The sequence below is a fragment of the Vannielia litorea genome (genome assembly GCF_018424695.1).
In the GTDB taxonomy this organism is placed as follows: Bacteria; Pseudomonadota; Alphaproteobacteria; order Rhodobacterales; family Rhodobacteraceae; genus Vannielia; species Vannielia litorea_A.
On record NZ_QTNQ01000142.1, the window covers coordinates 1 to 5375 of the forward strand.

4 protein-coding genes and 1 tRNA gene are annotated in these 5375 nt (G+C 67.8%); all 5 read left to right on the forward strand.

Going from position 1 to position 5375, the window contains the following annotated elements:
* Positions 1-282: 282 nt before the first annotated feature.
* The 5 genes from DYI42_RS23030 to DYI42_RS23050 all read left to right on the forward strand — a co-directional run bounded on the left by DYI42_RS23030 (position 283) and on the right by DYI42_RS23050 (position 5262).
* Positions 283-1449, forward strand: a complete 1167-nt coding sequence (locus DYI42_RS23030) for a lytic murein transglycosylase (protein ID WP_213549353.1) — start codon at positions 283-285, stop codon at positions 1447-1449.
* A 90-nt stretch (positions 1450-1539) separates the two neighbouring features.
* On the forward strand, positions 1540-2088 hold the full coding sequence (locus DYI42_RS23035) for a manganese efflux pump MntP (RefSeq protein WP_213549355.1): 549 nt from the start codon (positions 1540-1542) through the stop codon (positions 2086-2088).
* 61 nt (positions 2089-2149) lie between these two features.
* On the forward strand, positions 2150-3379 hold the full coding sequence (trpB, locus tag DYI42_RS23040) for a tryptophan synthase subunit beta (RefSeq protein WP_213549357.1): 1230 nt from the start codon (positions 2150-2152) through the stop codon (positions 3377-3379).
* A 280-nt stretch (positions 3380-3659) separates the two neighbouring features.
* A tRNA-Ser gene (locus DYI42_RS23045) sits at positions 3660-3727 on the forward strand.
* Between the two features lie 401 nt (positions 3728-4128).
* Entirely contained in the window at positions 4129-5262 is a 1134-nt protein-coding gene (locus DYI42_RS23050) for a slipin family protein (protein ID WP_213549358.1), read from the forward strand.
* The last annotated feature ends 113 nt before the right edge of the window (positions 5263-5375 follow it).

Sequence of the window (5375 nt, forward strand, 5' to 3'; positions counted from 1 at the left end):
GGGGAGTCCAGCGGGGGCGGGCAACTCAACAGAACCGAGGTCGCATAGCCTCGCGAAATCCAACCGTCTGTCACCCATATCTCTCGTGCGCCGCTCAAGCACGGCGCGACCTCATCCATCACCGGCCTCAAGGCAAATCGCTGTCGTATCCGGGTTGACGGACCAAACCACCGTATTGCGCCGCGCAGCAATCCGATAGGCTGCAGAAAACCCTTTCTGCGCCGGTTGCGCCAAACCGGGCCGGCGCTACTCTCTGCACAGCTGTTTCAACCGGAGATCCCCATGCGCCCCATCCTCGCTGCCGCCCTGCTCGCGGCCACACCGCTCACTGCGCAAGAGGTGCCCTGTGGCGGCGGATTCGGCGCTTTCAAGGCCGGCCTCGCGTCGGAGGCCTCGGCGCATGGCGTCTCTTCTGACGTCGCTGAGCGCTTTCTCGCTGGCGTCCGGCAGGATCAGCGGGTGCTCAAGGCCGACAGGGCGCAGGGCGTCTTCCAGATGCCCTTCGTCGATTTCGCCCGCCGCCTCATCAGCCAGGGCCGGATCAACAAGGGCCGGGCGAACGCGCAGAAATACGATGCCGTCTTCTCCGAGATCGAGGCCCGCTATGGCGTCTCCCGCGGTGTCCTCCTCGCCTTCTGGGCGTTTGAAACCGATTACGGCGCCGTGCAGGGGGATTTCAACACGGTGAACGCCCTCGTCACCCTTGCGCATGATTGCCGCCGCCCCGAGTTGTTCCGCCCGCAGGTCTTTGCCGCCATGAAGCTCTACGCGCAGGGCGATCTGGACCCGGACCGCACCACCGGCGCATGGGCGGGCGAGATCGGTATGGTGCAGATGCTCCCCGAGGACATCCTCGAAAACGGGGTCGATGGCGATGGCGACGGGCATGTGAGTCTCAAGACAAGCCCGGCAGATGCGCTGATGTCGGGCGGCAAGATGCTGCAATCGCTGGGCTGGCGTGCGGGCGAGCCGTGGTTGCAGGAGGTGACCGTGCCCGACACGCTCGACTGGTCGCAGACCGGGCTGGAAACCGAGAAGCCCGCCGCCGACTGGGCCGCCCTCGGGGTGCAGCCCCGCGAGGGCAGCTTCGCCAACCTGCCCGCCTCGCTGTTGCTGCCGCAGGGCCGCAACGGCCCGGCCTTTCTCGCCTACCCCAACTACCGGGTGTACTTCGAGTGGAACCAAAGCTTCGTCTATGTCACCACAGCCGCCTATTTCGCCACCCGGCTGGAGGGCGCGCCGGTGTTCGACGCAGGCAACCCCGATCCGGGCCTGCCCGACGGGCAGATGAAGGCGCTGCAACGCAAACTCCAGGCGCTGGGGCATGACGTGGGTGACGTGGATGGCATCCTCGGCGCGGGAACACGCGCTGCCGTGCGCGCCGAACAGACCCGCCTCGGCCTGCCCGCCGATGGCTGGCCCACCGCCGCGCTGCTGAACGCCTTATGAGAATGCAACTGCGTCTCAATTACATCTAATTGATTTCATTGACTTTTCCTGAGTTCGCGCCTATCTGACCCGCACAGGAAAGGCGCTCCAATGACACCGCTCGCCATCGCAACCCTCGCGCTTGCGCTCTCTATCGACGCCTTCGTGGCGGCGCTCGGGCGTGGGGCGCAATCCGCCCGGCCCGGCCTTGTCGCCGCGCTCTCCACCGGCGCGGTCTTCGGCGCCATCGAGGCGCTGACCCCGCTGCTCGGCTGGGTCGTCGGGCTGGCGGCCGCGCAATTCGTCACGGCCATCGACCACTGGATCGCCTTCCTCCTCCTCGCGCTCGTCGGCACCCGCATGGTGCTGCATGCGCTGGCCCCGTCCCGCCCTGCGCCCACCGCTGGCGGGCTGGTCCTCACCGCCGTCGGTTCTTCCATCGACGCCTTCGCCGTGGGCATCTCGCTCGCCGTTCTCGGCGCGCCCATCCTCATCGTGGCGCTCGCCGTCGGCACGGCCACGCTCGTCATGGCCACCCTCGGTACCCTCGCCGGGGCGTCGCTGGGCCGCCGCTTCGGCCACATCGCCGAAGTGCTGGGCGGCCTCGCCCTCATCGCCCTCGGCACCGCCATCCTGCTCGACCATACGATCCTCGCCTGAGCCGCCTTGCCGCGCCGCCCGCGCGGCTTTAGAACGCGCAGGTCAACAAGGAGTCCGTGCGATGACCGAACAGCTCAACAGCTTCATGACCGGCCCCGACGAGAAGGGCCGCTTCGGCGATTTCGGCGGGCGTTTCGTGTCGGAAACGCTGATGCCGCTGATCCTCGAATTGGAGGAGCGTTACGAGCACGCCAAGACCGACCCGGAGTTCTGGGCCGAGATGGATTTCCTCTGGAAGCACTACGTGGGCCGTCCCAGCCCGCTCTACTTCGCCGAACGGCTGACCGAGCGGCTCGGTGGCGCCAAGATCTACTTCAAGCGCGACGAGCTGAACCACACCGGCGCGCACAAGATCAACAACGTGCTGGGCCAGATCATCCTCGCCCGCCGCATGGGCAAGAGCCGGATCATTGCCGAAACCGGCGCAGGCCAGCACGGCGTGGCCACAGCCACCGTCTGCGCCAAGTTCGGGCTCAAATGCGTGGTCTACATGGGCGCCCATGACGTGGAGCGCCAGGCCCCCAACGTCTTCCGCATGCGCCTTCTGGGTGCCGAGGTGGTGCCCGTCACCTCCGGGCGCGGCACCCTGAAAGACGCGATGAACGACGCGCTCCGCGACTGGGTGACCAACGTGCGCGATACCTTCTACTGCATCGGCACCGTCGCCGGCCCGCACCCGTATCCGGCCATGGTCCGCGATTTCCAGGCCATCATCGGCAAGGAAACCCGCGAGCAGATGCAGGAGGCCGAGGGCCGCCTGCCCGACAGCCTCGTCGCCGCCATCGGCGGCGGCTCCAACGCCATGGGCCTGTTCTTCCCCTTCCTCGATGACAAGGAGGTGGAGATCATCGGCGTCGAAGCGGGCGGCAAGGGTGTGAACGAGAAGATGGAGCACTGCGCCTCCCTCTCCGGCGGCCGCCCCGGCGTGCTGCACGGCAACCGCACCTACCTGCTGCAGGACGAAGACGGCCAGATCCTGGAAGGCTCCTCCATCTCCGCGGGCCTCGACTACCCGGGCATCGGCCCCGAGCACTCCTGGCTGCACGAGACGGGCCGGGCCAAATACGTGTCGATCACCGACGCCGAGGCGCTCGAAGCCTTCCAGCTCTGCTGCGAGACCGAGGGGATCATCCCCGCGCTGGAGCCCTGCCACGCGCTCGGCCACGTCATGAAGGCCGCGCCCAGGCTGCCCGCCGATCACCTGCTGGTCATGAACATGTGCGGACGCGGCGACAAGGACATCTTCACCGTCGCCAAGGCCCTCGGCGTCGACATGAGCGCGATGGGCTGAGGCCCCGGCGCAACGACCCTGTGGCACTTTGGCAACTTCACGCCACATGACAGCATATTTCACGGGGCAGAATCCCAAGCCCCGCCTATACGGCAGCTCCCGCTCGTAGCGGTCGGAGTTCAGCGGTTCGGGTTTTCATCCCGTCCGGTGCGGTAAGGCCCTGCCTTTTCCGTATGCCGAACCCGGCGCAGCCCTGCGGGATGCGCGTGTAGCTCAGTGGAAAGAGCGCTGGGGTTCAGCCCCGGAGGGCGGAGGTTCGATCCCTCTCACGTGCGCCATGGATGTAGCTCATTTGGATAGAGCACCAGACTGCTAATCTGGGTGTAGCGGGTTCGATCCCCGCCATCACCGGCCCTCAAAAGGCCCCCAGCTTTCCACGCTGGTCGCCGCGCAAGCGGCGCATCTTTCGGAGTTCCGGGGTCGCCCCGTCAGGCGGCACCGCGCCAACCTCAAGCCTTCGGGCAAGGGGGCGGCAAGGCTCCGCCCGACCCTGGCCCCGGGCCGGCGGCGGGTGATGGCACGGGCCGGGGCGGGCCGGGCGGCGGGAGCAATCCCCAAGCCCCACCTGTTCCACGCCACGCCCTCTCCCCGCGCAGCCCGCCCGCGTCCATGGCAGGGGCGGCCTCGGGCTCCACCGCTTTTTTCGCGCCTCCGGGCGCCTCACACCTGTCGTCCATCCCGGGCGCAACCACTTGAACCCAAAAGGAGATCGCGCGTGCGTTAGCCAAGCGAGAAGAAGGACCGAGACAATGACCATGATAGATTACCTGACCGGGACAATCCCCGTCACCGTCACCGAAACCGAGCGTGTGCTCGTGCTGCGGCACGGGCGCTTCGCCAGCATCCTCACCGCCGGGCACTACCGGCTGCGCAAGGCAGGCACCACGCTCCACCGGCATGACATCGAGGCCAACCCGGCCTTCGTCTCGACCTTCACGGACGCCTTGAAGCGCGCCCGCCCCGAGCTGCACGACGCCCACCTCACCGAGGTCCGGGCCGAGGCCGCCGAGGTGGTGCTGATCCTGCGCGACGGCTGGCCCTGGCGGCTTCTGCATCCCGGGCACCGGGTGACCGTCTGGAAGGACGCCGGCCCCTGGGACGTGGAACGCCACGCAGTTGAAGGCGCGCTTGTGCCCAAGGCCCTGGGGGATCGGCTCGAAGCCGCCGGGATCACCCGGGTCTACACCCCCGTGACCGTGCCCGATGGCCACGCCGGGCTGCTCTTCACCGAAGGGGAGCTGGTGGGCGATCTGCCCCCCGGTCTGCACCGGGTCTGGACGATCGGCGCCAAGTCGGCCGTCACCACGGTGGATCTCCGCTGGCGGGCCCATGAGGTCACCGGCCACGAGATCCTCACCCGCGATCGGGTGACGCTGCGGGTCAACCTTTCGGCCACCTACCGGGTGGTCGATGCGCGGGCCGCGGTGACGGTGAGCAAGGACTACGCCGAGGCGCTCCACCGGGCGCTGGCACTGGCCTTCCGGAAGACCCTCGGGGCGCTGACCCTCGATGAGCTTCTGGCGGACAAGGTCGCCGTCGACGAGACGGCGGCGGCGGAGGTGCGGAAAGCCATGGCCGAGCTCGGGCTCGAGGTGGCGGAGATCGCCCTGAAGGATGTGATCCTTCCCGGCGAGATGCGCGACATCCTCAACCGCGTCGTGGCGGCGGAGAAGGAGGCGGAAGCCAATGTCATCCGTCGGCGCGAAGAGACCAACGCGGTCCGGGCGCTGCACAACACGGCCAAGGTCATGGCGGACAACCCCGTCATGCTGCGGCTGAAAGAGCTGGAGGCGCTGGAAACCGTGGCCTCCAAGGTCGGCCACCTCACCGTCCACAACGGGACGGCGGGGCTGCTGGGCGACCTCGTGAAGCTCCGCGACTGAAAGAACGGGCCGCCCGGCACACCCGCCGGGCGGCCCATCTCTCCGATTTACCTAAAATTTTCGCCCCGCCCCGCTCATTTTCTTGCTGCAAATATCTCCGGGGGGTCCGGGGG